Source organism: Acinetobacter sp. ANC 7912 (assembly GCF_039862785.1).
In the GTDB taxonomy this organism is placed as follows: Bacteria; Pseudomonadota; Gammaproteobacteria; order Pseudomonadales; family Moraxellaceae; genus Acinetobacter; species Acinetobacter thermotolerans.
In genome coordinates this window covers 1772449-1798719 of the sequence record NZ_CP156795.1, presented here as the reverse complement: position 1 = coordinate 1798719, position 26271 = coordinate 1772449, and the positions used below count along the sequence as shown (strand labels likewise).

Annotated in this window: 30 protein-coding genes; 17 read left to right on the top strand and 13 right to left on the bottom strand. The window is 44.0% G+C overall.

The window, feature by feature from the left end:
- Nucleotides 1-44: 44 nt before the first annotated feature.
- Genes ABEF84_RS08890 through ABEF84_RS08880 form a run of 3 tightly spaced genes read right to left on the bottom strand, consistent with a single transcriptional unit; the run spans nucleotide 45 to nucleotide 2275 of the window.
- Complete coding sequence (locus ABEF84_RS08890; RefSeq protein WP_034584012.1) at nucleotides 45-752, bottom strand: Sir2 family NAD-dependent protein deacetylase; 708 nt, start codon at nucleotides 750-752, stop codon at nucleotides 45-47.
- A 17-nt stretch (nucleotides 753-769) separates the two neighbouring features.
- Nucleotides 770-1699 (bottom strand): alpha/beta fold hydrolase, encoded by a 930-nt coding sequence (locus ABEF84_RS08885; protein WP_034584010.1) that lies wholly within the window; start codon nucleotides 1697-1699, stop codon nucleotides 770-772.
- Nucleotides 1700-1723: 24 nt separating this feature from the next.
- Nucleotides 1724-2275 (bottom strand): PadR family transcriptional regulator, encoded by a 552-nt coding sequence (locus tag ABEF84_RS08880; protein ID WP_034584007.1) that lies wholly within the window; start codon nucleotides 2273-2275, stop codon nucleotides 1724-1726.
- Between the two features lie 168 nt (nucleotides 2276-2443).
- Between ABEF84_RS08880 and ABEF84_RS08875 the strand changes: the two genes are divergently transcribed.
- From ABEF84_RS08875 to ABEF84_RS08865, 3 genes are all read left to right on the top strand, one after another.
- The gene (locus ABEF84_RS08875; protein ID WP_347456528.1) at nucleotides 2444-4468 is read left to right on the top strand and encodes an NADPH-dependent 2,4-dienoyl-CoA reductase; all 2025 of its coding nucleotides are present in this window, start codon (nucleotides 2444-2446) and stop codon (nucleotides 4466-4468) included.
- A 205-nt stretch (nucleotides 4469-4673) separates the two neighbouring features.
- The gene (locus ABEF84_RS08870) at nucleotides 4674-5084 is read left to right on the top strand and encodes a nuclear transport factor 2 family protein (protein WP_347456527.1); all 411 of its coding nucleotides are present in this window, start codon (nucleotides 4674-4676) and stop codon (nucleotides 5082-5084) included.
- 101 nt (nucleotides 5085-5185) lie between these two features.
- Nucleotides 5186-6367, top strand: coding sequence for a YheT family hydrolase (locus ABEF84_RS08865; RefSeq protein ID WP_034584002.1), 1182 nt, complete (start codon nucleotides 5186-5188; stop codon nucleotides 6365-6367).
- 42 nt (nucleotides 6368-6409) lie between these two features.
- Here the strand turns inward: ABEF84_RS08865 and ABEF84_RS08860 are convergent, their stop codons facing one another.
- A complete protein-coding gene (locus ABEF84_RS08860; RefSeq protein WP_375730983.1) occupies nucleotides 6410-6871 on the bottom strand; it encodes an internalin in 462 nt (153 codons plus the stop codon).
- A gap of 224 nt (nucleotides 6872-7095) precedes the next feature.
- On the opposite strand from ABEF84_RS08860, the gene ABEF84_RS08855 reads away from it, so the two are divergent.
- The 7 genes from ABEF84_RS08855 (at nucleotide 7096) to ABEF84_RS08825 (ending at nucleotide 13775) form a co-directional block, all read left to right on the top strand.
- Complete coding sequence (locus ABEF84_RS08855; RefSeq protein ID WP_034582169.1) at nucleotides 7096-8736, top strand: CTP synthase; 1641 nt, start codon at nucleotides 7096-7098, stop codon at nucleotides 8734-8736.
- Between the two features lie 30 nt (nucleotides 8737-8766).
- Nucleotides 8767-9624, top strand: a complete 858-nt coding sequence (kdsA, locus tag ABEF84_RS08850; protein WP_034582167.1) for a 3-deoxy-8-phosphooctulonate synthase — start codon at nucleotides 8767-8769, stop codon at nucleotides 9622-9624.
- Nucleotides 9625-9685: 61 nt separating this feature from the next.
- Nucleotides 9686-10975: a phosphopyruvate hydratase gene (gene eno / locus ABEF84_RS08845; protein ID WP_034582164.1), complete on the top strand. Its 1290-nt coding sequence runs from the start codon at nucleotides 9686-9688 to the stop codon at nucleotides 10973-10975.
- 13 nt (nucleotides 10976-10988) lie between these two features.
- Nucleotides 10989-11375, top strand: a complete 387-nt coding sequence (locus tag ABEF84_RS08840) for a septum formation initiator family protein (RefSeq protein ID WP_034582162.1) — start codon at nucleotides 10989-10991, stop codon at nucleotides 11373-11375.
- The gene (ispD, locus tag ABEF84_RS08835; RefSeq protein ID WP_034582159.1) at nucleotides 11344-12057 is read left to right on the top strand and encodes a 2-C-methyl-D-erythritol 4-phosphate cytidylyltransferase; all 714 of its coding nucleotides are present in this window, start codon (nucleotides 11344-11346) and stop codon (nucleotides 12055-12057) included. Before ABEF84_RS08840 ends, ispD begins: the two co-directional genes overlap by 32 nt.
- A 101-nt stretch (nucleotides 12058-12158) precedes the next feature.
- The gene (gene rodA, locus ABEF84_RS08830; RefSeq protein ID WP_347452732.1) at nucleotides 12159-13295 is read left to right on the top strand and encodes a rod shape-determining protein RodA; all 1137 of its coding nucleotides are present in this window, start codon (nucleotides 12159-12161) and stop codon (nucleotides 13293-13295) included.
- A 126-nt stretch (nucleotides 13296-13421) separates the two neighbouring features.
- Nucleotides 13422-13775: a hypothetical protein gene (locus ABEF84_RS08825; RefSeq protein ID WP_171077637.1), complete on the top strand. Its 354-nt coding sequence runs from the start codon at nucleotides 13422-13424 to the stop codon at nucleotides 13773-13775.
- Between the two features lie 100 nt (nucleotides 13776-13875).
- Here the strand turns inward: ABEF84_RS08825 and ABEF84_RS08820 are convergent, their stop codons facing one another.
- The 9 genes from ABEF84_RS08820 to ABEF84_RS08780 all read right to left on the bottom strand — a co-directional run bounded on the left by ABEF84_RS08820 (nucleotide 13876) and on the right by ABEF84_RS08780 (nucleotide 20815).
- Nucleotides 13876-14178, bottom strand: coding sequence for a cyd operon YbgE family protein (locus ABEF84_RS08820; RefSeq protein ID WP_347456526.1), 303 nt, complete (start codon nucleotides 14176-14178; stop codon nucleotides 13876-13878).
- Nucleotides 14179-14181: 3 nt separating this feature from the next.
- Nucleotides 14182-14283 (bottom strand): cytochrome bd-I oxidase subunit CydX, encoded by a 102-nt coding sequence (gene cydX / locus ABEF84_RS08815; RefSeq protein ID WP_034582150.1) that lies wholly within the window; start codon nucleotides 14281-14283, stop codon nucleotides 14182-14184.
- 25 nt (nucleotides 14284-14308) lie between these two features.
- Complete coding sequence (gene cydB / locus ABEF84_RS08810) at nucleotides 14309-15454, bottom strand: cytochrome d ubiquinol oxidase subunit II (protein ID WP_347456525.1); 1146 nt, start codon at nucleotides 15452-15454, stop codon at nucleotides 14309-14311.
- Complete coding sequence (locus ABEF84_RS08805) at nucleotides 15451-17067, bottom strand: cytochrome ubiquinol oxidase subunit I (protein WP_034582146.1); 1617 nt, start codon at nucleotides 17065-17067, stop codon at nucleotides 15451-15453. The genes cydB and ABEF84_RS08805 overlap by 4 nt, the downstream gene beginning before the upstream one ends.
- Entirely contained in the window at nucleotides 17067-17258 is a 192-nt protein-coding gene (cydP, locus tag ABEF84_RS08800) for a cytochrome oxidase putative small subunit CydP (protein WP_005222361.1), read from the bottom strand. The genes ABEF84_RS08805 and cydP overlap by 1 nt, the downstream gene beginning before the upstream one ends.
- Nucleotides 17259-17986: 728 nt before the next feature.
- Nucleotides 17987-18400: an HIT family protein gene (locus ABEF84_RS08795; protein WP_034582140.1), complete on the bottom strand. Its 414-nt coding sequence runs from the start codon at nucleotides 18398-18400 to the stop codon at nucleotides 17987-17989.
- A 31-nt stretch (nucleotides 18401-18431) separates the two neighbouring features.
- Nucleotides 18432-18701, bottom strand: a complete 270-nt coding sequence (locus ABEF84_RS08790; RefSeq protein WP_034582137.1) for a YARHG domain-containing protein — start codon at nucleotides 18699-18701, stop codon at nucleotides 18432-18434.
- Nucleotides 18702-18779: 78 nt separating this feature from the next.
- Nucleotides 18780-19652: an NAD(P)-dependent oxidoreductase gene (locus ABEF84_RS08785; protein ID WP_034582134.1), complete on the bottom strand. Its 873-nt coding sequence runs from the start codon at nucleotides 19650-19652 to the stop codon at nucleotides 18780-18782.
- Between the two features lie 59 nt (nucleotides 19653-19711).
- On the bottom strand, nucleotides 19712-20815 hold the full coding sequence (locus tag ABEF84_RS08780) for an alpha/beta fold hydrolase (protein ID WP_034582132.1): 1104 nt from the start codon (nucleotides 20813-20815) through the stop codon (nucleotides 19712-19714).
- A 143-nt stretch (nucleotides 20816-20958) separates the two neighbouring features.
- Between ABEF84_RS08780 and ABEF84_RS08775 the strand changes: the two genes are divergently transcribed.
- From ABEF84_RS08775 to ABEF84_RS08745, 7 genes are all read left to right on the top strand, one after another.
- On the top strand, nucleotides 20959-22146 hold the full coding sequence (locus ABEF84_RS08775) for an O-succinylhomoserine sulfhydrylase (protein ID WP_034582130.1): 1188 nt from the start codon (nucleotides 20959-20961) through the stop codon (nucleotides 22144-22146).
- A gap of 88 nt (nucleotides 22147-22234) precedes the next feature.
- Nucleotides 22235-22564: a YbaB/EbfC family nucleoid-associated protein gene (locus tag ABEF84_RS08770; RefSeq protein ID WP_034582129.1), complete on the top strand. Its 330-nt coding sequence runs from the start codon at nucleotides 22235-22237 to the stop codon at nucleotides 22562-22564.
- A 13-nt stretch (nucleotides 22565-22577) separates the two neighbouring features.
- Complete coding sequence (gene recR, locus ABEF84_RS08765) at nucleotides 22578-23174, top strand: recombination mediator RecR (RefSeq protein WP_034582126.1); 597 nt, start codon at nucleotides 22578-22580, stop codon at nucleotides 23172-23174.
- 189 nt (nucleotides 23175-23363) lie between these two features.
- Complete coding sequence (locus ABEF84_RS08760) at nucleotides 23364-24506, top strand: HRDC domain-containing protein (RefSeq protein WP_034582123.1); 1143 nt, start codon at nucleotides 23364-23366, stop codon at nucleotides 24504-24506.
- 161 nt (nucleotides 24507-24667) lie between these two features.
- On the top strand, nucleotides 24668-24973 hold the full coding sequence (locus ABEF84_RS08755; RefSeq protein WP_034582120.1) for a YcgL domain-containing protein: 306 nt from the start codon (nucleotides 24668-24670) through the stop codon (nucleotides 24971-24973).
- A gap of 21 nt (nucleotides 24974-24994) precedes the next feature.
- Nucleotides 24995-25387 carry a hypothetical protein gene (locus ABEF84_RS08750; RefSeq protein ID WP_034582117.1) on the top strand — a complete coding sequence of 131 codons (393 nt, stop codon included), beginning with the start codon at nucleotides 24995-24997 and terminating at the stop codon, nucleotides 25385-25387.
- A 21-nt stretch (nucleotides 25388-25408) separates the two neighbouring features.
- Complete coding sequence (locus ABEF84_RS08745) at nucleotides 25409-26260, top strand: MoxR family ATPase (RefSeq protein ID WP_347473654.1); 852 nt, start codon at nucleotides 25409-25411, stop codon at nucleotides 26258-26260.
- Nucleotides 26261-26271: the final 11 nt, after the last annotated feature.

The window sequence follows — 26271 nt, the reverse complement described above, 5'->3', positions numbered from 1 at the left end:
ATACATTGTTGCGTGGTGTCAATGCAGACTTTGTTTTTTATCACTTATGCAACTTCATTCAGTAGCTTATCTTTGAGATATTGCATGCCCTGAGTCGCTGTCATGGCAATCTTTTCGAACTGAGGAGGTAAGTGCTGCTGATTGGCTTTGGGATCAATATAGTAAGCCGTGCAATTCGGTGGAATTTCCTGCACCAAACCAGCGACCGGATAGACCTGTAAGCTGGTACCTATCACGATAAAAATATCGGCATCCTGTACACAATCCTGAGCTTCTTCATAAGCTGGCACCGCTTCACCAAACCAGACCACATGCGGTCGTAGCGGATAGCCATCCTTGCAGAAGTGTTTATTGAGATCCAGCTCAGCCCCTTCAATTGGATAAAACTCGGTGGTGTATTGGGCTTTCGGTCCGGAAGTTTTCGCAAGACGGATATTGCCATGCAGGTGAATAACATTCGAACTACCAGCACGTTCATGCAGATCATCAATATTCTGGGTAATTACATGCACGTCATAGGTATCTTCCAATTCAGCAATGAGTTGATGTGCGGCATTCGGTTGTGCAGCAAGGATCTTTTTGCGCCGTTCATTATAGAAACGCTGTACCAATGCAGGATTACATCGCCAAGCATCCGGTGTTGCGACATCTTCTACGCGATGCTGTTCCCATAAACCATCACTATCACGGAAGGTATTAATACCGCTTTCGGCACTCATGCCAGCACCTGAGAAGAACACCAGTTTTTTCATTTTGTTTCCTTACGCTTTCAAGCTGCCTGATTGTTTTGGTTCGCATTGCCTTTTAAGAAGGCTGCGATTTCCTTACCGAATTTGACTGGTTCAGTCAGCAGCGGGGTATGCCCGGATTTTTCAAAACGAACCTGTTTGGCGTGTGGGATACTTTGCGCAACTAGGGTTTGGCCTTCAACTGGATAGAGTTTGGATTGTGCACCACTCAGGAATGTCACTGGACATTGCAGTTTCTGAATTGCAGCACGGTAATCTTCCCTGTGATAAAGATAATTATTGATATACCAAGCCATATAATCGACCCGATTCGATGGCAGTAACAGACTTTGTAGACGTGGCTGATTGAGAATCCATTCAAAGGCTTTCAGGCTATATTTATTGTTATTTTGCAGGCCAATAAACTGTAGCCAGAGTCTGGCGATCTGATGACGGGTGTTGCTGTCCAGATCTTTAATGTATTTCACATCCTGATGCTGTGCCAGTAATTCGGAAATCTGGGTCAAAAGAGAAATAAAGACCGGATGATGTTCTCCAAACAGGCCATAAGCCCAGCTGTCATCGACTGGGATTTTTGGCGTCTGGTCAATATGCAGATAGGCAGTCACATGTTCGGCAAAATCTGCATACTGCATGCCATGCATGGCGGTTGTCGCGCCCATCGAATAGGCGATCACAATCACCTTATCCAGATTTAACTGCTGCATTACGGATTGTACATCCAGCCAGTGACTAGAAATCGCATCCATATCGGGAATCTTGCAATCACTGGAAGCGCCAAAACCGCGCCATTCTGGAATAATAAAGCGGAACTGGTGCCGGTGTGGATACAGGAAAGCGGCCCATTGCCAGCTCAACATCCCAAGACCAGACAACACCAGTACGGGCTGACCCTGTCCATATTCGCGTACAAAAAGCATTTCGCCGTCAGGCATTTTGTAATATGACATAGACTGAGTCCTTTTTGTTCTATGCTAGCTAGTAGCTGCATCATTGAATTGTTTTAATTTTGGAATAATGGTTTCTAACCAGGCAATCCAACCTTCTTCCAGGTCGATGCCGAGTTGCAGAATCATTTTATGAATATACAAGGTGCGGTTCTGTTCGTCAGCTGTTGCAAAATCTTTAGTGAAAATTTGCTGGTAAATATTCAGTTTTTCCCGGTGCAGCTCCAGATGACGTTCTAGTTCCGGCAGAATGGTATTACTGCCAAGTTGGGCTTCAGCGCGTAAGCGCACCATCAGTTCTTCGCGTAGCTGGGCTGGTGGACTTTGTTGCAGCATCCAGTTGGCTAGTTCTTCACGCCCGGGACGTTCGACCTGATAGGTCTTTTTGCGTGAGCCACTGTCCTCATCTTCAATGGTCGAGATCCAGCCTTTTTGTAACATGGCATTCAGTTCACGATAGATCTGCTGATGGGTCGCATTCCAGAAAAAGCCCATCGAACGGTCAAAACGGCGTCCTAACTCAATACCGGTACTTGGTTTTTCCAGCAAACTGGTCAATAGAACATGCGATAAAGACATAAACGTCTCAGAAAAAATGACTCAGGATTATTATGCAACATGTTGCATAAAATGCAATTCTGAACTATAAGTTATTGCAACAAGTTGCATAAAAGCCGATGAATGAGGGTATTTCCATATCGGCAAGGATAAAAATAGCCAGCTAAACAGGCACGCTAAGGAGTCAAAATGTCTAAGTATCCGCATTTACTTGCCCCCCTGGATTTGGGCTTTACTACTTTAAAAAACCGGGTCCTGATGGGTTCCATGCACGTCGGGTTAGAGGAAGCGCCGGGTGGTTACGATCGTATGGCGGCATTCTATGCTGAGCGTGCCAAAGGCGGTGTGGCATTGATCGTAACAGGTGGTATTTCACCGAATGATCATGGCGTGACCTTTCAGGGTGGTTCCAAGTTGGACAGTATTGAAGAAGCTGAAAAGCATAAAGTGATTACCCAAGCTGTGCATGAAGCGGGTGGCAAGATCGCCATGCAGATTCTGCATACTGGGCGTTATTCTTATCAGGCACAGAACGTTGCCCCATCTGCGATTCAGGCACCCATTAATCCGGTCAAACCACATGCACTCACATCAGCTGAAGTACAACAAACCATTGATGATTTCGCCAATTGCGCCCGTTTGGCACAATATGCCGGTTATGACGGTGTGGAAATCATGGGGTCGGAAGGCTACCTAATCAATGAATTTATTGCCGCACGTACCAACCACCGTGATGATGAATGGGGCGGGAGCTATGAAAACCGGATCCGTTTCCCGATTGAAATCGTACGCCGTACCCGTGAAAGCGTGGGTGAGAACTTTATTATTATTTACCGTCTGTCAATGCTGGATCTGGTGGAAGGTGGTTCAACGCTAGAAGAAGTCATTCAACTGGCACAAGAAATTGAAAAAGCGGGTGCAACGATTATTAATACTGGCATTGGCTGGCATGAAGCGCGGATTCCAACGATTGCCACTAAAGTGCCACGTGCTGCCTTTACTTGGGTGACTGAAAAGTTAAAAGGTTCAGTCAAGGTGCCTTTAATTACTTCCAACCGTATTAATACCCCGGAAATGGCAGAATATGTCTTGGCTGCGGGTCATGCCGATATGATCTCTATGGCACGTCCAATGCTGGCGGATGCTGAATTTGTGGTGAAAGCCGAGCAAGGTCGTAGTGATGAAATCAACACCTGTATTGGCTGTAACCAGGCCTGTCTGGATCATATTTTCTCGATGAAGATTGCTTCCTGTCTGGTGAATCCACGTGCTTGTTATGAGACTGAACTGGTCTTTAAGGAAGTGTCTACACCAAAAAATATCGCGGTGATTGGCGCAGGTCCAGCCGGTTTAAGTTTCGCGATTTATGCTGCGGGTCGTGGTCATAATGTCACGATTTTTGAAGCATCGAATCAGATTGGTGGTCAGTTTAATATTGCCAAGACTATTCCGGGCAAAGAAGAATTTCACGAAACCATCCGTTATTTTAAACGTCAGATCGAACTGCAGCAACGTATTCAGTTGAAACTGAACCATACGGCGACTTTCGAAGAGCTTAGTTCAACCAACTTTGATGACATAGTCGTTGCAACAGGTGTGACTCCACGTCGGCTGGATATTCCGGGTGCTGATCATCCAAAAGTGCTGTCTTATCTGGACGTGCTCAAAGAGCGTAAGCCTGTGGGACAACGTGTGGCAATTATTGGTGCCGGAGGTATCGGCTTTGATACTGCGGAGCTACTGAGTCATGAAGGTGAGAGTGGCAGCGTCAATCCACAAAAATTCTATGATGAATGGGGGATTGATACCAGTTATGAACATGTCGGTGGTTTAAAACAGCCGAAAGTGGAACAGTCAAGCCGTGAAATTTACCTGATGCAGCGTAAAGCGGCTTCTGTCGGTTCCGGTTTGGGTAAAACTACGGGCTGGATTCACCGTACTGGCTTGAAACATCGTAATGTAAAAATGCTGCCGGGTGTCAGCTATGAAAAAATTGATGACCAAGGTCTGCATATCACCGTCAACGGTCAGCCAACTGTCCTGGAAGTAGATAACGTGATTATCTGTGCCGGTCAGGAATCCTATACTGCAATGTATGATGACTTGAAACAGGCAGGTAAAAATGTGCATCTGATTGGCGGTGCCAAAGAAGCCGGTGAACTGGATGCCAAACGTGCGATCCGTCAGGGTGCTGAGTTGGCGGCGAGAATCTAATTAATAAGTACTTTTATATGATGATGTTTGTTTCCATACTTATTGTAATGTAAGAAAGTTGCTCCACAACGTTCCCTCTCCTTTATCAAAGGAGAGGGTTAGGGAGAGGATTTAACTATTAAATATATGAATCCCCCTAAATCCCCCTTTTACAAAGGGGCACTCTACTTAATTAAAAATACTAAAATAAAAAAGGACCCCAAAAATGACCCTAGAAACTACCCAAACCTCACTTGCACGCTGGCACGAAATGCTAGAGAGCCGTGACATGAATATCCTGAATGAACTGCTAGCAGATGAAGTGGTATTTCGTTCGCCTGTAGCTTTTAATCCATATTTGGGTAAGCCTGTCGTCTTTTTCATTCTGACTAATGTGATCCAGGTATTTGAGAATTTTACCTATCACCGGACGTCCTATTCGGAAGATGGTAACCATATTGTGCTTGAATTTTCGGCAAATGTGGGGGATAAGAAACTAAAGGGTGTTGATATGATTCAATTTAATGACGACGGCAAAATTATCGATTTTGAAGTGATGATTCGACCGAAGTCAGGACTTGAAGCTCTGGCAGCGCAAATGGGTCAACGCATGATGGCCTTTCAGCAAAAAGTCTGAACAGAAACAACTTGAGAATAAAGGTAGGCGTAGTCAGGAGCAATCATACAAACCGGCATGAAATTTGTTAGTCACTGAAGGATAACTGGATGGAAAGACAAATGAAAATGTTGATAAAAAAAGCAGTTCAGCTTTCAGGTGAGTATTTTGATCGTTTGATCGGCGCAGATACGCCCACGCTTTATTACAATCCAAATGGGGTATTTCAGGATCTGATTGATCGTCTTCCACAGTTGAAACAGAAGTACCGACCGACGCCGTGGCTGTCCAATGCGCATGCCCATATTCTGTATTTCGATCTAATTAGAAAGAAACGCATCAAATTAAAATATGATGCACTTGAACAGCTCAATATGTCGGATGGCGGTATTACCGGGATTGCCTGGTATGGGCTGAACCTGCCAGCAGATACACCAACGATTGTGCTGTTACATACGATTACTGGCACGCCAGAATCCATGGGTGAGCTGGTTCGGGATTTACACTTATACACCGGTTGGCGTGTCGCGCTGTGTTTGCGCCGTGGCCATGCTGATTTGCCAATGCCCGTGCCGAAAATCAATCTGTTTGGTTCTACCCAGGATTTGCGTGAACAATTAAGTTATATTCAGAATAAATTCCCGCAGTCTGACTTATATGGTGTCGGTTCCTCAGCGGGTACTGGTTTGCTCGTCCGCTATCTTGGAGAAGAAGGAGAGAAGACACCACTCAAAGCTGCTTTTGCGCTTTGCCCGGGCTATAACACCGAAACTGGTTTTGCCTATGTGCATCCATTCTATAGCAAGTACATGGCCAAGAAACTGTTAGAAAAATTTATTCATCCCTACCAGGAAGTCTGGAAAAGCATTCCGACTTGGGAACAGCTGCTTTCTGTCAAGGATCTGGCAGACTTCGAAAAGCTTTATTTTCAGTTGGCGGGTTATGATGACTATGAGAGCTATACCAAGGCTACCAATCCGATTTATGTGTTTGAAAATGTCAAAATCCCATTGATGATTCTCAATGCAGAGGATGATCCAGTTTGTCATATCAATAATTTAGAGCCTTATAAGGACAAGATTCGCGCGATGCCAAATATCATGGTGATTACCACCAAGAAAGGCGGGCATTGCGGTTTTTATGAAGGTCTGATGAAAACTGAATCCTGGGCGACCCGTCTGATGGCGCAATATCTATTACAACTGTCATCGAAAGCAATAAAGATAGAAAAAGAAGCTGTGCTTGAGCCAGCTGCTAATTCTGAAGAAGAACCTGTCTATCTCGCATTAAAAAACCCAGCATAAGCTGGGTTTTTTTGCATATCTAATTTACTGGTTTTTAATAAATTAGTTATCCAACGCTGGTGTTGCAGCAGCAATAGCGTCTGCCACGGCATCATCTTCAGACTGTGCTGAACTTGAATTGGTTTTAGGCTTGTATTCAGTCTCAGTATCTTTCGCTTTAGGTGCTTGCGCTGGCTGAGACGCTGCTGGTGCTGATTGCGCTGGAGCAGAAGGCGCTTGCACTGGAGCTAAATTTGATTCTGCAGGGCGGGTTTCGCGACGAATTTCAGTCGTTGTATTTGGAGTTTCCTCACGAATGACTTCAACTGTTTCAGGCACTTCTTCAATTAAAGGCTGATCCTGATCTGCGCTTTGTGTTTCTAATGCAGGTTGTTGTACTGGTGTTGCTTCCGATGCTGCAACTTCAGTCTGTTCCTCTTCCTTTGGAGCTTCTTTCTTGACACATGCCGTGAGTAAAAGTCCGGTTGCAAGCGCGCCACAGATTAAAAGTTTCTTATTCATCATTACTTCATACGTAAATGTAGATGGGATTATTCTATTATAGCAGTAATTTGCATGATAGAAATGATCCGAACTTCCTCTAATTTTTTATCGGAAATGCTGTTAGAATAGTCAATTGTTTATTGTTCTTTGAATTGATGCGGATTGACTTTGCTTTCCTGGTGCAAGGTAAAGTAAAATTGCGCAACATTGCAGGCCGATTTAGGCTCGATTGTACGAGAAACCCAATGACCCATTTTATTTTCGTTACTGGTGGTGTTGTTTCATCACTAGGTAAAGGTATTTCAGCTGCTTCTGTTGCTGCACTTTTAGAAGCCCGTGGTTTAAAAGTCACCATGGTCAAAATGGATCCATACATTAATGTCGATCCAGGGACAATGAGCCCATTCCAGCATGGTGAAGTTTTTGTTACAGAAGACGGTGCTGAAACAGACTTAGACTTGGGTTACTACGAACGTTTCTTACGTCGTGCGAAAATGACCAAACTGAATAACTTCACATCAGGTCGTGTTTACCAGGATGTTCTGAATAAAGAACGCCGTGGTGACTACCTGGGCGGTACAGTGCAGGTTATTCCACACATTACTGACAATATTAAAGAACGTGTACTTCGTGCTGGCGAAGGTTATGACGTTGCCATCGTTGAGATCGGCGGTACAGTAGGTGACATTGAATCTCTCCCATTCATGGAATCTGTACGTCAGTTAATGGTTGAACTTGGTCATAAGCGTACGATGCTTATGCACTTGACGTTACTCCCATATATTAAGTCAGCAGCAGAGCTGAAAACTAAACCAACTCAACACTCTGTAAAAGAACTTCTGTCGATTGGTATCCAACCCGACATTTTGATCTGCCGTACTGAACACGATGTTGATGCAGACACTAAACGCAAAATTGCACTGTTCACCAACGTTGAAGCACGTGCAGTTGTGGTGTGTAAAGATGCACGTACCATTTACCAGATTCCACGTACTTTCTATGAGCAGAACGTTGATGATTTAATCTGTGAACGTTTCGGTTATGATCATCTTCCAGAAGCAGACCTGTCTGACTGGGACAATGTGGTAGAAGCTTTACTGAATCCTGAATACACTGTACGTGTAGCGATGGTTGGTAAATATGTTGAACTTCCAGATGCCTATAAATCTGTGAATGAAGCATTACTGCATGCTGGCATCAAAAACCGTGTAAAAGTTCAGATCGACTACGTAAACGCTGAAGAACTGGAAGGCCAGAACGAAGCAGAAGTACTGAAAGATGCTGATGCGATTCTGGTACCAGGCGGTTTCGGTGAGCGCGGTACTGAAGGCAAAATGAAAGCCATCAAGTATGCACGTGAAAACGGTGTGCCATTCCTGGGCATCTGTTTAGGTATGCAGCTGGCTGTGATCGAATACGCACGTAATGTTGCAGGTATTAAAGATGCAACTTCTACAGAATTTAACCGTTCAACTAAATCACCATTGATTGGTTTGATTACTGAATGGTTAGATGAGCGTGGTGAAGTGCAACAGCGTTCTGTCGACTCTGACCTGGGTGGTACTATGCGTCTGGGTGCGCAAAAATCTGAACTGGTACCAGGTACGAAAACAGCTGAAGTTTATGGTGCTAACGAAATTGTTGAGCGTCACCGTCACCGTTACGAAATGAATAACCGCTATATTCCAGTGCTAGAAGAAAAAGGCATGAAGATTTCAGGTTACTCACCAGTGCAACGTTTAGTAGAAACTGTTGAAATTCCTGAACATCCTTGGTTTATTGCGGTACAATTCCACCCGGAATTTACAAGTTCACCACGTGATGGTCATCCATTATTCGCTGGTTTCATTGACGCTGCGAAAAAACAGCATCAGAAAAGCAAATAATTGGTGTTAGGACACAACTAGGAAGTTTAAATGTCGCAATTAAAACCACAAGAGATTGTACGTTTAGGCGATATACAAATGGCAAACCACTTGCCATTTGTATTATTCGGCGGAATGAACGTACTTGAGTCCAAAGATCTGGCTTTTGAAATCGCAGAAACCTATGTGGATATCTGTAAACGTCTGGAAATTCCATACGTCTTTAAAGCCAGCTTTGATAAAGCCAACCGTTCAAGCCTGAACTCTTTTCGCGGGCCTGGCCTCGAAAAAGGTCTGGAGTGGTTAGCGGACATTAAAAAACACTTTAATGTGCCAATCATTACTGATGTGCATGAGCCGTATCAAGCAGCTCCTGTTGCAGAGGTAGCGGATATTATCCAGCTGCCAGCTTTCTTGAGCCGTCAGACTGACCTGGTTGATGCGATGGCAAAAACCAATGCCATTATCAACATCAAGAAAGCCCAGTTCCTGGCTCCACATGAAATGCGCCACATTCTGCATAAATGTCTGGAAGCAGGGAATGACAAACTGATTCTTTGTGAACGTGGTTCAGCATTTGGCTATAACAACCTGGTTGTAGACATGCTCGGCTTCGACATCATGAAGGAAATGAATGTGCCTGTGTTCTTTGATGTCACACATGCACTGCAAACCCCAGGCGGTCGTGCTGACTCTGCTGGCGGTCGTCGTGCGCAAATCACGACCTTGGCACGTGCAGGTATGGCAACAGGACTGGCAGGTTTGTTCCTGGAAGCACATCCTGATCCAGAAAAAGCCAAATGTGATGGTCCTTGCGCTTTGCGCCTGTCACAGCTTGAGCCTTTCCTGGCACAGCTTAAACAATTAGATACCTTGGTCAAAGGTTTCGAAAAGTTAGATACACACTAAGAATGTACCCCCTTGAGCTGCCGTGAAAACGCAGCTCTTTTAATTAACTGAGGAATTGTTCATGAGCCAAATCGTTGACATCCGTGCACGTGAAATTTTGGACTCTCGTGGTAACCCAACCATCGAAGCAGACGTAATCTTAGCATCTGGCGTAGTTGGCCGTGCATGTGCACCATCTGGTGCTTCAACTGGTTCTCGTGAAGCTTTAGAACTTCGTGACGGCGACAAGTCACGCTACTTGGGTAAAGGTGTTAAAACTGCGGTTAACAACGTAAACACTGTCATCCGTGAAGCTTTGGTTGGTAAATCAGTATTCGAACAAAAAGACATCGACAATACGATGATCGCTTTAGACGGTACTGAAAATAAAGAAAAACTTGGTGCAAACGCGACTCTGGCAGTTTCTCTTGCTGCTGCACGCGCTGCTGCTGAAGAGAAGAAAGTTCCTCTTTTCCAATACATCGCAGACCTGCGTAACAACAGCATTCTGACTATGCCTGTGCCAATGATGAATATCCTGAACGGTGGTGCTCACGCAGACAACACTGTTGACATCCAGGAATTCATGATTGAGCCTGTTGGTTTCACTTCATTTGCTGAAGCACTGCGTGCGGGTGCAGAAGTATTCCACTCTCTGAAATCAGTGCTGAAAAAACAAGGTCTGAACACTGCAGTGGGTGATGAAGGTGGTTTCGCACCTAACCTTCGTTCTAACGAAGAAGCAATCACTGTAATTCTGTCTGCAATCGAGCAAACTGGTTACAAAGCGGGTTCTGACATCATGCTTGCGCTGGACTGTGCATCTTCAGAATTCTACAAAGATGGTCAATACATCCTGGCTGGTGAAGGCAATAAAGCATTCACAAGCAACCAGTTCGCTGACTACCTTGCCGGTCTGGTGAACCAATACCCAATCATCTCAATTGAAGATGGTTTGGACGAATCTGACTGGGAAGGCTGGTCTTATCTGACTTCAATCCTTGGCGACAAGATCCAGTTAGTTGGTGACGACCTGTTCGTAACCAATCCGAAGATCCTGCAACGCGGTATCAACGAGAAAGTTGCGAACTCTATCCTGATTAAATACAACCAGATCGGTACATTGACTGAAACTCTGGATGCGATCTACCTGGCTAAAGCAAATGGCTATACAACTGTAATCTCTCACCGTTCTGGTGAAACTGAAGATTCAACTATTGCTGATCTTGCTGTAGGTACTGGCGCTGGTCAAATCAAAACTGGTTCACTGTGCCGTTCTGACCGTGTAGCGAAATATAACCAATTACTTCGTATCGAAGAATTGACTCACGCTGCATATCGCGGTAAAGCTGAATTCAAAGGTTTGAACTAAGCGACTATCGTCAATGTTAAATGTATTCGACTCTTTGATGAGTAAAGTACTGTTGGGCCTTGCGATCCTTGTGATCGCAGGGTTTCAATATTTATACTGGTTTGGTGAAGGTGGTTATCGTGACCATCAGGCACTGACACAGAAAATACAACAACAAATAGAACTGAATGAAGAACTGAAAGAGCGCAATCGCGTTCTGGCAGCTGAAGTGTATGACCTGAAAAATGGGGTAGAAGCCATTGAAGAACATGCACGTCTGGACCTGGGCTTGATCAAGCCACATGAAACCTTTGTTCAGATGAGTACCATCAGTACTCAATATAAACCGATTTATCTCGATCCAAATTCCAAAGTAGACCTGCGTACCAATGAGTCAGCTGAAACTCCAACCACACCATAAATTATGGGCCATTATTCCAGCTGCAGGTTCAGGTAGCCGATTTTCCAAAACAGAGCTTAAACAATACCAGATGATTCAGGAACGATCCGTTCTTGAACATACGGTCGCACGTCTGAATCAATTGCCGCTAACGGGTTATGTATTGGCGATTGGCAGTCAGGATGATGTAGCTCAAACTTTACCATTTTCGAATAAAGACAAAGCACACTTCTGTGCAGGTGGTGCAGAGCGGGTAAATTCTGTCTTAAACGCGTTGAATTATCTAACCGGGATAGCCTCTGAAAATGACTGGGTTTTGGTACATGACGCAGCACGCCCATGTGTTAGCCAAAATTCCCTGATTGATCTGGTGAATACTGCAATTGCAACAGATCAGGCAGCAATTTTAGCCATTCCGGTACGTGACACATTGAAACGTGTAGTACAAGGACATGATATTGAAGCGACAGTCGACCGTTCGACCTTGTGGCAGGCGCAAACCCCGCAAATGGTTAAACTCGGCCAATTGAAACGCGCTATTGAACAGGCATTATTCGATGGTGCTAACATTACCGATGAAGCCAGTGCACTCGAGCATGTCGGTGAAGCGGTGCAGGTCGTACCAGGTCGGTCGGATAACCTGAAAATTACCTATCCTGATGATCTGGAGCTGGCACGGCTGATTCTTGCAGTGCAGTCTTGAATTTAATTGAACAAATACTTAATTAATCGGGCAGTGGTACTCAATTTGCCATTGCTTTCACTTATAATTTCGCCATTGATTATTTTGAAACTTTAGTCCCCATGATACCTTCACAGCAGTATCGTTTTTTACGGCAGTCCGCACGTGACGGATTGAGTATAAAACACGATTCCTCAAGATGGGCCAAACTCCATCTGGACCCTTGGTTGCTTAGCTTCCTGTTACTGAATGCTGCCCTAGGGTTGATGGTGGTCTATAGTGCCACTTCTGAAGATTCTAGTATGGTGATTCGTCAGGCGATCAGTTTTGGGGTTGGTTTTGTGCTAATGTTTATTTGCGCACAAGTACCACCAAAAGTCTATCAGGCGGCAAGCCCATATTTTTATGCTTTCGGGATCTTCATGTTGTTGCTGGTTTTTGTGATTGGTGAGCGGCGACTAGGGGCAACTCGCTGGATTACTTTGCCCGGTGTGGGGAGCATGCAGCCGAGCGAGGTGATGAAATTTGCCATGCCACTGATGATGGCATGGTATTTTGCACGTAAGCCATTTCCGCCAAAATTCCTGGACATTGTCGGATCTTTAGTGATTTTGGGTGTGCCATTTGTGCTGGTGGCTTTACAGCCGGACTTGAATATTGGCCTGATTATTCCAGGGATTTTTGTACTATTCCTTAGTGGAATGTCATGGCGTCTGATCTTGGGAGCGATGGGAGCGCTGGCGGTTGTTGCACCCTTGCTGTGGATGTTCTTGTTACAGGAATACCAGAAGAAACGTATCCTGACCCTGTTTGACCCTGAATCGGATGCTTTAGGTGCAGGATGGAACATTATTCAGTCCAAAATTGCAATAGGTTCTGGCGGGATGACCGGAAAGGGCTATTCACAGGGAACCCAGTCACATCTGGGTTATCTGCCGGAACACCATACTGACTTTATCATGTCGACCTATGCAGAAGAGTTTGGTTTTATAGGGGTGTTCCTGTTATTCAGCCTGTTTATGGCAATTATTATTCGCTGTTTGATGATTGGCCTAAACAGCTTCCATAACTTTGGCCGTCTATATGCTGGTGCTACCGGTTTAACTTTCTTCTTCTTTGTGTTCCTGAACTCAGGTATGGTCAGCGGGATTTTGCCAGTCACTGGTGATCCATTACCGTTGATGAGCTATGGGGGTACTGCGGTAATTGCCATGCTAGCCGGTATGGGCATTGTGATGTCCATTCATACTCATCGTTGATTTAAAACAGAGTAAGTTTAGAAAAAGTCGGACGAGCTCCGGCTTTTTTATTGCTGAACTATTTGTGTTATAAATAATCAAAAATTAAGAAATGAATTGTTGTATTTGCATCTCAAGGGGAAATGGATGAAAAATTTATTTTTAGCAGTAGGAATAATGGGGATTTCAGTTGCTAGTTGGGCAAAACCACTGACGCAAGCTGAGTTTAAGGCACAGGTGAAACAACATTACGATGCTTTGGAGTTAAAACAGACAGCACTGAATGTTTCAGTCGATCGTCGTGATCATCCATCAATCATGATCGCCAAGGCGTGTGATTATTCAAAAGGTTTAAAACAGTTAAAACAGTTCTCTGAACAGAATCTGCATCTGGCTGAGGCTAGAGATGAACTGAAATTTGTGAGCTCACTGGATACAAATTTCAATCAGTCTTTGCTAGACCTGGGTACAACCTATGAAACCGGTTGCCTAAAGAAATAAACAGCAGGAAAGTTTTTATTGTGACCGCATAAGACCGTTAAAAATTCAGTCCTTATAAAAAATAAGCTCTCAAATTGAGAGCTTATTTTTATCTGAATGATTAGGTCAGGAACCAGGTGTAATAGCCCCAGAGCATCAAGGGCCAGGACAGGATCGGGCTAAATAGCCATTTCCAGACTTTATGGCGTGGCACAAAGCCAACACCATGAATAAAGCCTCCTGAAATCCCGATCATAATAAACATTAATGCGCGATGGCTGTAGGTACCTGAATCATCCAGCATCGCTGCAGGATGCACTAACAGTACAGCAGCAAGTGGAAATGCCAGCAAGCAGGAGATCAGCATCGCAAACTTGTTGGGTTTAGACTCGGGAACTGTATTTTCCATCACGTCATTGCTCATAACTTAGTTCTCATCCAGATCTTGATGATTTTCAATATACAGTGCACTCAGTACACCGGCAAAACATGCCATTAATATGCCGAGAATCCATGCAAAATACCACATAATTTCGTCTCCTTAGGACACAGCCTTAGTACAGGCTGTGTGAATTCTCTTGAATGTGTTTGTTGGTGATGACGCCCCACATCTTGTAATAACACCAAGTGGTGTAAGCTAAGATGATCGGAACAAAGATACAAGCAACCACAGTCATTACCGTTAAGGTATTTTTACTCGATACCGCATCCCACATAGTCAAGCTAGCTGTAGGGTTAATGCTTGATGGCATCAGGAATGGGAACAGGGCAAAACCAGCAGTCAAAATGGTACCTACGATTGCTAGAGAAGTTCCTAAGAAAGTCAGACCTGCTTTTGCTTTAGATGCTGCTGCCACGATAATCAAACCACCTAGAATACCTGCGATTGGTGCAATCATAGTAATTGGGTAATTGCTATAGTTGTTCATCCAGCCAGGGTTAGCATTGGTCAGAACTTCTTTCGCCAATGGGTTTGCTACACCATTCGTATCGTATGGAGTAACTAGGGTATAACCTTGGATACCACCGAAGTACAGCCATGCACCGATCAGAATGAAAGTCACTAGGTAAACAATACCCATGATCTTGGCAGTTTTCGCAGAACGTTCACGTAAAGCACCATCAGTACGTAACATCAACCATGCACCGCCGTGTGCACATAGCATTGACACGCTCACCAGGCCACACACAACCGCAAATGGATTGAGCAGGGCAAAGAAGCTGCCAGTGTAAGTTGAACGTACAGTTTCATCTAGGGTGAATGGTACACCCAGGAACATGTTGCCGAATGCTACACCAAACACCAGTGCAGGCACTGCACCACCTACAGCCAGACCCCAGTCCCAGGCATTACGCCATTTGGTATTTTCCAGTTTAGAGCGGTAGTCAAAGCCAACAGGACGCAGGAACAGGGCAAACAGTACCAGTAATAGTGCCCAGTACATGCCAGAAAAGGCAGTTGCATAAACCATTGGCCATGCCGCGAACATTGCACCACCTGCAGTGATAAACCAGACTTGGTTCCCATCCCAGTGTGGGGCAACCGTATTGATTGCCGCACGACGTTCTTCATCTTTTTTACCTACAAATGGCATGATTGCCATTGCACCCATATCGAAGCCATCGGTCAGGGCAAAGCCAATCAGCAGGACGCCAACCAATACCCACCAGATAATTTTGAGCAGTTCATATTCAATCATGATTGAACCTCGCCAGTTGCGCCTTCTGGAAGAGCTGCGTCTTCATCGGCAGTTGCTTGAGAATTTGGTTTTTCGAAATGGTACTTACCTGTATGCAGTGAGCTTGGGCCAAGGCGGGCAAACTTAATCATCAGGTACATTTCAATGATCAACAGGATGGTGTAGAACGCAGCCAGTGCAAGGATTGAACCCATCACATCACCAGTGCTTAAACTAGATGCAGACAGGTGTGTAGGCAGTACTTCACCAATAGTCCATGGTTGACGGCCTACTTCAGCGACATACCAACCAGTTTGTGCTGCGATCCAAGGTAGTGGCAGAGCAAACAATGCAAATTTCAGTAACCAAGGTTTGTTTTCTGCGTTACGTTTCGCAACAGCAAAGGCAGCCAGCACGAACAGCAACAGCATCAGGAATCCAGAAGCCACCATGGCACGGAATGCCCAGAACAGACTTGGTACGTGTGGAATAGTGTCTTTTGCAGCAGCTTTGATTTGTTCGTCAGAAGCATCGACTACATTTGGAGTGTATTTTTTCAGCAGCAAACCATAACCCAAGTCTTTTTGAGTTTGTTCAAATGCTGCTTTCAGTTCAGGAGACTGATCGCCTGCACGCAGTTTTTCCAGTTGTTCATACGCCAGCATACCGTTGCGGATACGACCTTCGTGTTCAGCCATTAGGTCTTTAATACCCATCACTGGTGTATCGACAGAACGTGTTGCAATGATCCCCATCACATAAGGAATTTTCACTGCATAGTCAGTACGCATAGTTTCTTGATTTGGGAAGCCAAATAAAGTGAATGCCGCTGGTGCAGGTTCTGTTTCCCATTCAGCTTCAATCGCAGCCAATTTAGTTTTTTGTACGTCACCGATTTCATAACCAGATTCATCACCCAACAGGATGACAGATAGGGTAGATGCCAGGCCGAAAATTGCAGCGATCGCAAAAGAACGGCGTGCAAAAGGCAGGTCACGTTTTTTCAGCAGGTAGAAACTTGAGATTGCCAGGACAAAGATTGCGCCTGTGACATAACCCGCAGATACAGTGTGAACGAATTTTACCTGAGCAACCGGGTTGAAGATCAGGGCAGCGAAGTCTACCAGCTCCATACGCATGGTTTCGTAGTTGAAAGCAGAGCCAACCGGGTTTTGCATCCAGCCATTTGCCACCAGAATCCACAGTGCAGACAGGTTAGAGCCAAGTGCCACTAACCAGGTTACGCAAAGGTGCTGAACTTTAGAGAGGCGATCCCATCCAAAGAAGAACATACCAATGAAAGTAGATTCTAGGAAGAATGCCATCAAACCTTCAATAGCCAGTGGTGCACCGAAGATGTCACCTACATAGTGTGAGTAGTAGGCCCAGTTAGTCCCGAATTGGAACTCCATGGTTAAGCCTGTAGTAACCCCTAGGGCAAAGTTAATCCCGAAAAGTTTTCCCCAGAACTTGGTCATGTCTTTATAGATTTCCTTGCCGGAAATCACATAGGTGGTTTCCATAATGGCAAGGATAAAGGCCAGACCTAAGGTCAGCGGAACAAAAATAAAATGATACATCGCGGTCATAGCGAACTGGAACCGCGAAAGATCGACCACGCTTTCAGCAATCATCAACGTGTCTCCTTGATTTGGGAAGGACTGCCGGCAATATGCTCGGCAACTTGAGAGTCAAAATTTTTTGGAATCGTAGGCGCATCAAACCAGATATGTTTGATGGTGAGTAATAAAATTACTTTGATAATTAAAATCAGAGTAATCTCACGGACCACTTTTTGATTTAAATTTTCTGGAACTAAGCTCATATATATAAGCCTGTTTTATTGCTTGATGATTTTATTATTGACTTAATAAAACAAAAAATAAATAGACTTTACAGTTTAAATAAATATATATTTATAAATAATTGAAAATAATAGTTTTAAATTTTATTTTTGGAAAATATATTTAAAATTTTTATGATTATTTTGTGTAGCTGAAGTGATTTTTAAATCCGACTTTTTTGCTTATATTTAATTTTTAAAACCCAATTAAAATGCTTGGATTAATATAAAATGGCGGCAAATTAATACCTGATTATTTTGGTTGGTTTATTATATTTTTAGTGAAACTAAATATTGAGTAAAATACTTGGAATTAATAGACCTCTTGCGAAAGTATCTTTTACTTTATTTTTGAACTGGCTAAAACCTTATTAAATGTAGCTTTAGGCTGTTTAAATTTTGACTAACGCAAGAAGTCTAATAAATATCTATCTTAAGAGTAATATTTTCTATTTGTTAGGTGTGATTAATATTTAAGCTGGATTGGTTTAATCATTCAAAAATGAAACAGAGCATACTTGCATCTGTTCTTTAAGTTAGATTAAAGATAGGCACTAAAATGGGGCGTAATTGCTTTCATTTAGTTCAAAAAAGAGAGTCGCTTTATTTGACGTTACTTTGCAACTAAAAAGCTTGAGACATTGGATCGACTAAAATGCAAAAAACAAAAAAATGGAGCCGAAGCTCCATTTTGATAACTGGTCTGAACCTTAAAGCGCAGCTTTGATTTTTTCAGCCAGTTGCTTGATCTTCTCCTGATCACCCATTTGCGAAGCATGCTTGCCCAGGTTGTGCAGAGATGTTGGTACCAGGTGGAAATGCACGTGCGGAACCGTTTGACCTGCAGCTGCACCAGACAGCTGCATCAGCACGATGCCTTCAACACCTAGGCCTTTTTCAATCGCTTTGGCAATTTTCTGAACGATCTTGATGGTATAAGCCGCAGCTTCAGGATCAAGGTCGAGCAGAGTAATTGCAGGCGTTTTAGGAATGACTAAGGTATGACCGTCTGCCTGAGGCATGATGTCCATAAATGCAAGAACCTGGTCGTCTTCATACACCTTGATTGCAGGTATTTCACCACGCAGAATTCGTGCAAAAATATTTTGATCATCGTAAGTCATAAGAGCATTCCTTGAACGTTATTGAATTAAATTATTTACAGTTTAATTCTTTCTGACGTTCTTTGATCGCGTCAAGACGTTGCTGCTCTTTTTCTGAAAATTTTGGCTTGGTTGTATAGCAATTGTCATTACCAAACTTCGCTTTCGCTTCAGGATCTTTGAAGCAGAAGCCTTTAGATGCATAAATGACATCATGATCATTTTTCAGTTTCTTGCATTCTTGTTCAGAAGCTAAAACAGAAGTTGAAGCTCCTAGCAAAGCTGCAAAACTCATTACTGTCGCAACAGTCAATTTTTTCATGAGGGTTTCCTCTGGATGTTCACCATGTGTCTATTGACACCATATTGGGTTTTCTTCTCTCGGTTCAATGGCGAATTATTACTCAATGGTAATTTTACTCCACGATTCATACATTTTTACTGCAGCAGAAAAGTCGCTATTTTCCTCAGCCTGTAGGCTGGCTGCCTGAATCAGATTCTGCGTCAATGCTAGCAACGGTGCTGCTAATTTGGCATCTCGAACCAGATCCACAGCAATACCGGTATCCTTGGCAAGTAAAGGTAAAGCAAATGTTAATGGGAAGCTGCGGTTTAAAATACGCTGTGGCATCACTGTCTCGGTTAAGTTACTTTTACCGCTTGAAGCATTGATACATTCCAGTGCCTCATTCAGGCTAACCCCATGCGCTTTCAGTGTCGTAAAGCCTTCTGCCACGGCACACAGGTTTACCGCCATTAACATATTGTTTACGGCTTTTACTGCAAATCCCGCGCCAGATTCACCGACATGCTTGATCAGCTTGCCGAATGCCTGGATTGCAGGAAGCGCACGTTCAAAACCAACTGCACTGCCTCCAATCATAACAGTTAATGTGCCATTTTCAGCACCGATCGTCTGACCGCTGACAGGTGCATCCAGGAAAATCACGCCCTGATCGGCCAAAGCTTCTTCTAGGCGACGAGCGGCATCCGGTACACCACTGGTGCAGTCGACCCAGATACTGCCGGATTTTAATTCCAGGCCTTGTAATAGATTTTCAACATCGGCACTGGTCGGTAAACAGGAGAAAATGACATCAGCTTGTACAGCTTGTTCTAGACTGACCGCTTGACTTCCATATTCAGCTGCATGTTGCTCTGCCTTGGCTGCGGTACGGTTCCATACATAGACCGTATCGAAATGCTTCGGTAAATGTGCCGCCATACGATAGCCCATCGCGCCCAAGCCGATAAATGCAACTGATTGAATCATGGTAACCCTCAAAAATTATCTTTGGAATGAATGGTCTTGAGTTGTTTATCCCATTATTGCTATTTGGATTGCTCCAGTCGGGTAGAACGCTGCTCAAGCCAGATGCTTAGTTTAGGCCAAAATGTATTGGCTGTCTTTTGATTTGACATTAGACCAAGGTGTCCACCTGGGATCAGGGTAAATGTAACATCCTTGCTACTAGTCAATTTAGTAAGTGGTTCAGCCGCTTTTCGGGTTACGATCTGGTCACGATCACCGGCACCGACCATTAATGAGCAGCTGATATTTTTTAGCTCAATCTTCTTATCCTCTAAGGTAATTGAGCCATGTTTTAATGGATTTTGTAGCCACAGGTTGAGTACCATGTCCTGATTGATTCCACCCGGATAATCGATCATCTTGTTCAGGAAATTGCCCATGGTGGCATGTTCATAAACATGTTCCGGTTTTTCCAGATTCAGCAAAAACTGTTTCTGGCTTTTAAACCAGCCGACTGGATCCAGCAGTTTGAAGCCAATTGCATTCAGAATGCCTGGCGTATGAATATAGTGTTTTGGAATTAGGCCTTTATGTACGGTGTCACGAATGGCTGGATTCTGTGAAATCAGCTTGTTGGTGGCTTCAAACAGCTTGCCCACACGACCAGAAGTATAACTGTCAATTGGACTACCCATCACCATCAGGTTTTTGACATGCTCTGGTGAATGTAGTGCGGTATATAAAGTAACGAAGATCCCGGCCATACTCCAGCCATGTAGAGAAATATAGTCACTTTCAGAATGTTCGCAGATGCGTTCTATTGCTTCTGGAATGGCTTGATCAATAAAAGACAGGAAATTTAGTTCACGGTGCTTGAAGCTGAAACGGTTCCATTCCACAAGATACACTTCAAAGCCACTGTGTTGAAAATGCTTTACCAGTGATCGGTATGGATATAGGTCATAGATATCCATATTGATGGCCAGTGGTGCAACAAAGACCAGCGGTTCCTTAAACTGACGTTCTGGTGCCGGATAATGCCGGACTCTATAGAGTTCAGTTTCCTTGATGTATACAAACGGGGTTTTCTGCGACAGCACCAAGGCAGAACTGTTAAAAAACCGTGCCCCCAAATGCTTAAGTTTTTTTCGTTGGCGTTGCAGATTTTGTTTTAACTGAATCATAAAGATAATTTGTCCGTGTCCGGTTAGGAATGATCGAAGTCTAAGCAATAATTGCGTATTATGCCTTGACCTGAAATAGTATAGGCGCTCAAAATGTTGGCAATTTTTTACAACAGGCAGCCGTCCGGGCTGAATTTAGAGTCATGAGCCAACAAGACGAGATCGAATACCAACTGGATACTTTAGCCATTCGTACTGGCCATACACGTACTGCAGAAGGTGAACACAGCGAACCAATTTTCCTGACTTCATCTTTTGTCTGTGAAAGTGCTGCTGATGCTGCTGCGAAGTTCTCTGGTCAAATCGAAGGCAATACCTATTCACGTTATACTAATCCGACTGTACATACCTTTGAAAAGCGTCTGGCAGTGCTGGATGGGGCTGAACGTGCGGTAGCAACCAGTTCAGGTATGGCGGCTGTGCATGCTGTGACATTAGCTTATCTGAAAGCGGGTGATCATGTGATTTGTTCGCGTGCGGTATTTGGCTCGATTATTTCTCTGTTTGAAAAATATGTGGCGAAATTCGGTGTAGACGTAACTTTTGTCGATTTGGAAGATCTAGAAGGCTGGAAACAGGCCGTTCGTCCAAATACCCGTTTATTGTTTATCGAAACTCCGTCTAACCCATTGGCTCAGGTGGGTGATATGCAGGCGATCGCGGATATTGCTCATGCAAATGGTGCTCTGTTTGCTGTAGACAATACTTTCTGTACGCCGGTATTGCAGCAACCAATCAAGTTTGGTGCGGACTTAATTGTTTATTCATCAACTAAATACATTGATGGCCAAGGCCGTGCGCTCGGTGGTGCGGTAGTTGGTAATCACAAGCTGCTTGAAGAAATCAACGGCGTTATCCGTACTCTGGGTAACTCTATGAGTCCGTTCAATGCCTGGGTATTCCTGAAAGGTCTGGAGACCTTAAGCCTGCGTATGAAAGCACATTGTGCCAGCGCACAAAAACTTGCAGAATGGCTGGATGCACATCCTAAAGTTGAAAAAGTGTACTACGCTGGTTTACCAAACCATCTTGGACATGAACTGGCGAAAAAACAACAATCCGGTTTTGGCGGTGTTGTATCCTTTGTAGCCAAAGGTGGTCGTGAAGGTGCCTGGACTGTGATCGACAATACCAAGTTCCTGTCAATCACCAGTAACCTGGGTGATGTGAAATCAACCATTACCCATCCAGCGACTACTTCACACGGCAGAATGTCGGCTGAAGCCAAAGAAGCTGCAGGTATTAGCGAAGGTTTAATCCGCGTTTCTGTTGGTTTAGAAGATATTGATGATATCATTCGCGATATTTCACGCGGTCTGGATTTAATTTAAATCTATTCAGTTTTAAATAATCATGCTTGGGTTCGCTGTCACTCGCTGAACTCAAGTCATAAAAAAGAATTTATGTTCGGAGATTTTTATGAACATTAATATGTTGATGCAGCAAGCTCAGCGCATGCAAAAGGAAGTGGAAAACAACCTGAAAAAAGCCAAAGAAGAGCTTGCACAAGTTGAAGTTCATGCAGAGGCAGGTGGCGGTCTGGTAAAAGTGACCATGACTGCACGTCATGTAGTAAAACGTATTCAGATCGATCCTGAACTGCTGCAAGATGATCCGGACATGATCGAAGACCTGATTGCAGCAGCGATGAATGATGCATCTCGTCAGGCAGAAGCGGTATCTGAAGAACGTATGAAGTCTGCAAACCAGGGCATGGGTTTACCACCAGGTCTGGCTGGCTTGTTCTAAGGAAAACTGCGCAATGTTTAGTGATCGTTTTGATCAACTCGTTCAAGCATTACGCATCTTGCCAAGCGTTGGGCCGAAATCGGCTCAGCGTATGGCATTGCATCTGATCATGAAAAACCGTGAAGGTGCGATTGGTCTGGCACATGCACTGACCGAAGCGACCAACTATATTCATGAATGTTCCATCTGTCATTCATTGACTGAAGACGAAGTTTGTAATATCTGTACTTCGACGGATCGTGATGATGAGCTGCTGTGTGTAGTGGAATCGCCTGCAGATGTGATGGCGATTGAGCAGAGTGGCAGCTTCCGTGGCAAGTATCATGTCTTGGGTGGGCATCTGTCCCCACTAGATGGCATTGGCCCGGAAGAAATCGGCATTCCGTATCTGCTAGAGCGTTTAAACAAAGGTCAAATTCGTGAAGTGATTCTGGCGACCAATGCGACGGTCGAAGGACAGGCAACCGCACATTATCTGGTTGAAGCCAGCAAGCATTTACCGATTCAGATCACCCGAATTGCCCAAGGTGTACCTCAGGGTGGTGAACTGGAATATGTGGACAGCCATACCTTGAGTCAGGCTGTACATAACCGCATGCGGATGAAATAAACCTGTTTCTCCTCGGGCGTTTTACTAAAGAAAGAATATTTTAGAAAAACAAAAGAATATTCAATATATTTTTCCAATATTGTTATTGCTTAATTTTATAGCTAAATGTTTAATTATTTGTCATAAAAAATAAAAATATCAGTTAAGATAACGATATTTGAACATCCACACACGCTGATTTTGTCATTTATGTTTCAATTTATTCAAGACCAAGCTGGACTCGATCAAGTGCTTGTAGAAATGGACCAAAGCCCAGTTTATGCTTTGGATACCGAGTTCATCAAGGTCGATACCTTATGGCCTAAACTTGGCGTGTTTCAGATTAATGTTGCTGGTAAAGTTTATCTATTAGATGGCGCAGTACTGGATCTAACCGAATTTTTTAAACGCATTTTTGCTGCACAGCAGAATATCTTCCATGCCTGTGGCGAAGATATTGATCTGATCTATCACTATACCCAGCAAAAATCTCTGAGCAATGTGTTCGATACCCAGGTGGGAATGGCATTTTTGGGTCATGGTTTGCAGGTCAGCTACCAGAATGCCTTGAAGCAGATGCTGGATGTGGAAATTGAAAAAGATCAGACCCGATCAGACTGGCTGGCGCGTCCACTCAGTAATGAGCAATTACTCTACGCAGCCAATGACGTGCATTATCTGGTCAATCTGGGTGATCAGATTAAAACTCAATTAAAGCAGAAACATCTGCTGGACTATGCCTTAGAAGACTGCCGTTTCATGACTCAAGAAATCGGGCAGGAAACACCCATGGAGTTGCTGTATCAGGATGTGGGGAATTACCGTCATTCACGTCGTCAATTGATGCAAATTAAGCAATTAACCATCTGGCGTGAAGAGCTGGCCAAAGCACTGAATATTCCGCGCAGCTTTATTTTGAAAAACTCTACCATGATCAATCTGGTAGAAAAGAATCCTAAAAACATGTTCCAGCTCAGCACAATCAAGGATATTCGTTCCAATATTGTGCGTGATCACGGCAAGATGATTCTGGATCTATTGAAATTCCTGCCAGATCAGTCTGAATGGCCACTACGTTTGGCACGTCCAATCCGCCATTCTTCCAACGAAGTAGGGCCGAAAATAGATGCAATTATCCAAAGTGTTGTAGATGAAACCACCATTCCCAAAGAAGTGCTGATGCGCAAGAAATGGATGAATGCCCTGTACCAGCACGTGGTGTTTCATAATGATGAACAGGATCTACCAGATTATCTACTCGGCTGGCGCTATGAGCTGCTGACCAAGCCATTGGTAAAGCTGCTGCGTAAAGATGAAACTTATCTTTCTACACAAATGAAAGTCTTGGATTAATTCCGGGATTTTTAATTTCGTGTTCAAATAATTTGAGTTTGATTAAAGAAAGATCAACTATACAAAATCACGACTGATGCGTTAATTATGGCTAATGTCGTGAGGCGTATTTTGATGTATCCTTGCCACTGATTTTTTAAATAGTTGTCTGAATCAGAACCATGCAAGTGTCTATCTACAAATCCAGCAAAAAGGATGAAATGTACCTTTATGTGGCTCGTCCAGTGGAAGAAAATGAAGCTGAGAATAATGATCCATTAGAAGTACTGCCAGATCCAGTGCGTGTCGCATTCGGTCGTGCGACTTTTGTCATGCATCTGGAATTGCATGAAGAACGTAAACTGGCGCGTGCTAACGTTTTGCATGTCATGGATTCGATTGAAACACGTGGCTTCTTCCTGCAAATGCCACCGGAAGGTCTAATTAATCCGAATGCACCGGCACCAGAAGGTCTACGTGGCGCTTAAACTCAGTTCAGGAGTTGTACAATGAATGGTTATGTGACTGTATTAGATTCAATTCCTGAAGAAACTATTGCTGTCCTGGTTTATCTCATCGGTAGTGCAATTGCACTGTGGTGCTGGTATGGCGTGACCAAACGCCTGCCAAAACCAGCCGGTGGCTTTTTGTGGATTCTGGGTTTTGCTGTTCTACTTACACCAACAGTTTCTGAAGGGCCGAATGCCTCATTGGCACCTGCGATTTTTGGATTGTTGTTTGGTGTGCTGACCAAAGAGCAGGATCTGATCTGGATCAATGCTTCCCTGATTTTATTTGTGATTGGCATCGCGTCTTTGGTGGGTTACTGCTGGTCAACTTATGTCACCAATAAAGCAAAAACTGCTGTAAATACTGTAAAGAAAAATACTTCACCACTGTAAATAGAAAAATAAGGTTAAATCATGTCTGTGGATCATCAACAGTTTTCGGCTACCAGTCAGTACATTGCGACTGACAGTTTAAAATTGGCGGTTAAGGCTGCACGCAGCCTACAAAAGCCGCTACTGGTCAAAGGCGAGCCGGGCACAGGGAAAACCTTGCTGGCAGAGCAGGTGGCTGAAAGTCTGGGGATGAAACTCATCACCTGGCATATCAAGTCCACCACCAAAGCACAGCAGGGCCTGTACGAATATGATGCAGTTTCGCGTCTGCGCGACAGCCAGCTCGGTGATGACAAAGTCTATGACATCAAAAACTACATCAAGCCGGGAAAACTGTGGGAAGCCTTTGCCAGTGAAGAACGCTGTGTATTGCTGATTGATGAAATTGACAAGGCAGACATCGAATTCCCGAATGACCTGTTGCATGAACTCGATAAGATGTCGTTCTTCGTCTATGAAACAGGTGAAACTATTACTGCCAAGCAGCGTCCAATCGTCATTATTACTTCCAATAATGAGAAAGAGCTGCCGGATGCCTTCCTGCGCCGTTGCTTCTTCCATTATATCGAGTTCCCGGATGAAGCAACCATGCGTGAAATCATCAATGTGCATTTCGAGAATATCTCGACCACTTTGGTGAACGAAGCACTACAAATCTTCTTTAAGCTACGTCAGGTGCCAGGCCTGAAAAAACCACCTTCTACTTCAGAGCTGATCGACTGGCTCAGCTTGTTGATGGCAGATGACATGCCGGAAGATATACTGCGCAATGTTGACAAAACCAAAGCCATTCCACCGCTGTATGGCGCACTGATCAAAAACGAGCAGGATGTCCAGCTGCTTGAACGCCTAGCATTCATGTCACGCCGTTAAGGGAGAAGCAC

Coding starts and splice junctions, on each gene's coding strand:
- ABEF84_RS08890 (WP_034584012.1), bottom strand. CDS start 752: ATGAAAAAACTGGTGTTCTTCTCAGGTGCTGGCATGAGTGCCGAAAGC.
- ABEF84_RS08885 (WP_034584010.1), bottom strand. CDS start 1,699: ATGTCATATTACAAAATGCCTGACGGCGAAATGCTTTTTGTACGCGAA.
- ABEF84_RS08880 (WP_034584007.1), bottom strand. CDS start 2,275: ATGTCTTTATCGCATGTTCTATTGACCAGTTTGCTGGAAAAACCAAGT.
- ABEF84_RS08875 (WP_347456528.1), top strand. CDS start 2,444: ATGTCTAAGTATCCGCATTTACTTGCCCCCCTGGATTTGGGCTTTACT.
- ABEF84_RS08870 (WP_347456527.1), top strand. CDS start 4,674: ATGACCCTAGAAACTACCCAAACCTCACTTGCACGCTGGCACGAAATG.
- ABEF84_RS08865 (WP_034584002.1), top strand. CDS start 5,186: ATGAAAATGTTGATAAAAAAAGCAGTTCAGCTTTCAGGTGAGTATTTT.
- ABEF84_RS08860 (WP_375730983.1), bottom strand. CDS start 6,871: ATGATGAATAAGAAACTTTTAATCTGTGGCGCGCTTGCAACCGGACTT.
- ABEF84_RS08855 (WP_034582169.1), top strand. CDS start 7,096: ATGACCCATTTTATTTTCGTTACTGGTGGTGTTGTTTCATCACTAGGT.
- kdsA (WP_034582167.1), top strand. CDS start 8,767: ATGTCGCAATTAAAACCACAAGAGATTGTACGTTTAGGCGATATACAA.
- eno (WP_034582164.1), top strand. CDS start 9,686: ATGAGCCAAATCGTTGACATCCGTGCACGTGAAATTTTGGACTCTCGT.
- ABEF84_RS08840 (WP_034582162.1), top strand. CDS start 10,989: ATGTTAAATGTATTCGACTCTTTGATGAGTAAAGTACTGTTGGGCCTT.
- ispD (WP_034582159.1), top strand. CDS start 11,344: ATGAGTCAGCTGAAACTCCAACCACACCATAAATTATGGGCCATTATT.
- rodA (WP_347452732.1), top strand. CDS start 12,159: ATGATACCTTCACAGCAGTATCGTTTTTTACGGCAGTCCGCACGTGAC.
- ABEF84_RS08825 (WP_171077637.1), top strand. CDS start 13,422: ATGAAAAATTTATTTTTAGCAGTAGGAATAATGGGGATTTCAGTTGCT.
- ABEF84_RS08820 (WP_347456526.1), bottom strand. CDS start 14,178: ATGAGCAATGACGTGATGGAAAATACAGTTCCCGAGTCTAAACCCAAC.
- cydX (WP_034582150.1), bottom strand. CDS start 14,283: ATGTGGTATTTTGCATGGATTCTCGGCATATTAATGGCATGTTTTGCC.
- cydB (WP_347456525.1), bottom strand. CDS start 15,454: ATGATTGAATATGAACTGCTCAAAATTATCTGGTGGGTATTGGTTGGC.
- ABEF84_RS08805 (WP_034582146.1), bottom strand. CDS start 17,067: ATGATTGCTGAAAGCGTGGTCGATCTTTCGCGGTTCCAGTTCGCTATG.
- cydP (WP_005222361.1), bottom strand. CDS start 17,258: ATGAGCTTAGTTCCAGAAAATTTAAATCAAAAAGTGGTCCGTGAGATT.
- ABEF84_RS08795 (WP_034582140.1), bottom strand. CDS start 18,400: ATGACTTACGATGATCAAAATATTTTTGCACGAATTCTGCGTGGTGAA.
- ABEF84_RS08790 (WP_034582137.1), bottom strand. CDS start 18,701: ATGAAAAAATTGACTGTTGCGACAGTAATGAGTTTTGCAGCTTTGCTA.
- ABEF84_RS08785 (WP_034582134.1), bottom strand. CDS start 19,652: ATGATTCAATCAGTTGCATTTATCGGCTTGGGCGCGATGGGCTATCGT.
- ABEF84_RS08780 (WP_034582132.1), bottom strand. CDS start 20,815: ATGATTCAGTTAAAACAAAATCTGCAACGCCAACGAAAAAAACTTAAG.
- ABEF84_RS08775 (WP_034582130.1), top strand. CDS start 20,959: ATGAGCCAACAAGACGAGATCGAATACCAACTGGATACTTTAGCCATT.
- ABEF84_RS08770 (WP_034582129.1), top strand. CDS start 22,235: ATGAACATTAATATGTTGATGCAGCAAGCTCAGCGCATGCAAAAGGAA.
- recR (WP_034582126.1), top strand. CDS start 22,578: ATGTTTAGTGATCGTTTTGATCAACTCGTTCAAGCATTACGCATCTTG.
- ABEF84_RS08760 (WP_034582123.1), top strand. CDS start 23,364: ATGTTTCAATTTATTCAAGACCAAGCTGGACTCGATCAAGTGCTTGTA.
- ABEF84_RS08755 (WP_034582120.1), top strand. CDS start 24,668: ATGCAAGTGTCTATCTACAAATCCAGCAAAAAGGATGAAATGTACCTT.
- ABEF84_RS08750 (WP_034582117.1), top strand. CDS start 24,995: ATGAATGGTTATGTGACTGTATTAGATTCAATTCCTGAAGAAACTATT.
- ABEF84_RS08745 (WP_347473654.1), top strand. CDS start 25,409: ATGTCTGTGGATCATCAACAGTTTTCGGCTACCAGTCAGTACATTGCG.